This window comes from Streptomyces anatolicus (assembly GCF_019400875.1).
In the GTDB taxonomy this organism is placed as follows: domain Bacteria; phylum Actinomycetota; class Actinomycetes; order Streptomycetales; family Streptomycetaceae; genus Streptomyces; species Streptomyces anatolicus.
Genome location: NZ_WMBF01000667.1, coordinates 1 through 2,793 on the forward strand (window position 1 = coordinate 1; position 2,793 = coordinate 2,793).

Annotated in this window: 1 protein-coding gene; it reads right to left on the minus strand. The window is 71.2% G+C overall.

What is annotated here, in order from left to right; translation table 11 throughout:
- Positions 1-36 precede the first annotated feature (36 nt).
- Positions 37-2,127: a PhoX family protein gene (locus GKQ77_RS31140; protein ID WP_219692466.1), complete on the minus strand. Its 2,091-nt coding sequence runs from the start codon at positions 2,125-2,127 to the stop codon at positions 37-39.
- Between the last annotated feature and the right edge of the window lie 666 nt (positions 2,128-2,793).

The following is a 2,793-nucleotide window of genomic DNA, read 5'->3' on the forward strand; positions in this document are numbered from 1 at the left end:
CGCCGGGTGCCCCCTCCCTCGTACTCGGACTCGGACTCAGACGCCGATGTCGCGGCCGTCCGCGCGCCACACCGAGACGACCGACGGACGGACGATCTTGCCGGGGCCGTCGGGCCAGGCGCTCGCGGGCTTCTCGGCGGAGGCGCCGTCGATCTCGCCCGGGTGCTGCACGGCGACGACCACGCGCCGGTCCTGGACGAGCGGTCCGCAGGTCTCCGCGCCCTTCGGCATGGTCAGGAACTGCTTCAGCTCACCGCGCCGTTCGCCGCGCGTGGCGACGCCGAAGAGGCCGTCGTGGGAGCCGAGCTGGTTGCCGTCGGTGGAGATCCACAGATTGCCGTGCGGGTCGAAGGTCACGTTGTCGGGGCAGGAGATCGGGGAGACCCGGTCCTTGGGGAAGCCCGCGAAGTACGTGGAAGGGTCGTTCGGGTCACCGGCGACGAGGAAGAGCGACCAGGCGAAGGTCGTCGCCTCCGCGCGGTTGCGGCGCTCGGTCAGCTCCAGGATCTGCCCGTGCTTGTTGAGGTTGCGCGGGTTGGCCTCGTCCGCGCCGGCCTTGCCCGCCTTGCCGCGGTCGGAGTTGTTGGTGAGCGCCACGTACACCTTGCCGGTGTGCGGGGAGGGCTCGATGTCCTCGGGGCGGTCCATCTTGGTGGCGCCGACCTTGTCGCCCGCGAGGCGCGTGAAGACGTACACCTCCTCGGCGGTCATGCCCTCGACGTGGCTGACGGCCTTCCCGCCGGGACCGGCGGTGGCGAGCGGGATCCAGGTGCCGCTGCCGTCGAACTCGCCGTCCTGCGGGAGCGTCCCCTTGCCGTCGATCTCGCTCGCGGGGGAGTCACCGGTGAGCTTGGCGACGTAGAGGGTGCCCTCGTCGAGGAGGGTGAGGTTGTGCTCGTGCGCGGCGCGGGACTTGCCCTTGGCGACGCGCTTGCTGCTGACGAACTTGTAGAAGTAGTCGAACTTCTCGTCGTCGCCCATGTAGACCACGGGCCGGCCGTCGTGGGTGAGGCGCGGCTGCGCGGCCTCGTGCTTGAAGCGGCCGAGCGCGGTGCGCTTGCGCGGGGTCGAGTCCGGGTCGTACGGGTCCAGCTCGACGACCCAGCCGAAGCGGTTGGCCTCGTTCGGCTCCTTGGCGAGGTCGAAACGGTCGTCGAACCGCTCCCACTTCCGCTCGGAGGCCTCACCGGAGACGCCGTACCGCTTCAGGCGGGCGGCGGCCGTCGGGTCGGTCACCTTCGCGGCGTTGGCGAAGTACTGGTTGAAGTTCTCCTCGCCGTGCAGCGTCGTACCCCAAGGCGTGGTGCCGCCCGCGCAGTTGTTGAGCGTGCCGAGCACGGTGGTGCCGCGCGGATCGGCCTTCGTACGTACGAGGGGGCTGCCGGCGACGGGTCCCGTGAGACGGAAGCGGCTGGTGGCGGTGAGGCGGCGGTTGAGGTGGTGGCGGCTGACGGCGCGCAGGGCGCCGCTCTTGCGCTCGCCCTCGACCACGACGACGGAGAGGCCGTGCGCCGCCCAGGCGATCTCGACCTGCTCGCGGGTCGGGTTCTGGGGGTCGTACCCCTTGAACATCAGGACTTCGTCCGTGTACTCGTGGTTGGCCACGAGGAGCTGGCGGCCGTGCTCGCCGCGGAGGGGGAGCAGGGAGAGGAAGTCGTTGTTGTAGCCGAACTGGCCGGCCTGTGCCTTGGCGGTCTGCTTGTCCGGGTCGAAGGCGGGGGCGCCGCGCAGGATCGGTTCGCCCCAGCGGATGACGACGTTCTGCTCGTAGCCGGTGGGGACGGTGACGGCGTCGGTGGTGTTCGGGGCGACGGGCGCGAACCTCAGTCCGCGCGCTCCCTTGCTCTTCCCGGCCGTACGTCCCTCGGGCGCGGCCGCGGCGGCCTCGCTCACGCCGGGGCCCGCTATGACCGCGCTGCCCGCGGCGGTGGCGACCGTCACGACGGCGGCGGCGCGCATCATCGAACGGCGGCTGAGGGCGCCGGCGATGACATCGCCGACGTACTCGTTGTCGCTGGTGTTGGGCACCTCGTTGAAGCAGGCGTCACCACAGCGGAAGCGGCAGGTCAGGGCGGAACGGCCGCCGCTCCCCTGATGCGAGGTGATGATCGGCAGCAGCTTGGGCACGGATCCTCCGTCGTCGTGGCGTGGCTTGATTCCGCCGTGAGGCTAGGTGTGGGTTCCGGCACGGCGGCGGCCTACGGGTGAACGGCGGGTGAATCCGTGGCGCATGGGAGGAAGTTGGCGCGGGTGGGTGATGGACGGCGACCCTGCCCAAGATCGCCCAGGGCGGCGGCTAACCTTACGTGTCCGCCCTGGCCAGGGATTTCGGGAATCAACTCACGCGAAGGGTTGCGCACATGGGCATTCTGGATCGCCTGCGGAACGCGTTCGGACGGTCACGCAAGGGGAGCGTTCCTGAGGCGCGGGAGCCTGAGCGTGCGGCTGCGGCTTCGGCTGCGCCTGAGGCGGAGGGGGAGTCCTCGGCGCCGGAGGCCGTCTCGCTCCCCTCCCCTTCACCGGAGCCGACCCCGCCCTCCAAGGCCTCGCTCCCGTCCCCGAGCCGGGAGCCTTCTCCGCCCCCGTCTTCGGCGGTGGATGACCTGGTGGCGGCGGCGTTCGACAACGTCTCGGTGCCGGTGCCTGCGGCGCGGGACCGGAAGAGCGAGCCTGAGCCTGAGCCTGCGGCGCGGGGCCGGGAAAGTGAGCCTGGGCCTGAGCCTGCGGCGCGGGACCGGGAAAGTGAGCCTGAGCCTGCGGCTGCTCCCTCGCCGGAGGAGACGCCTGCGGCCG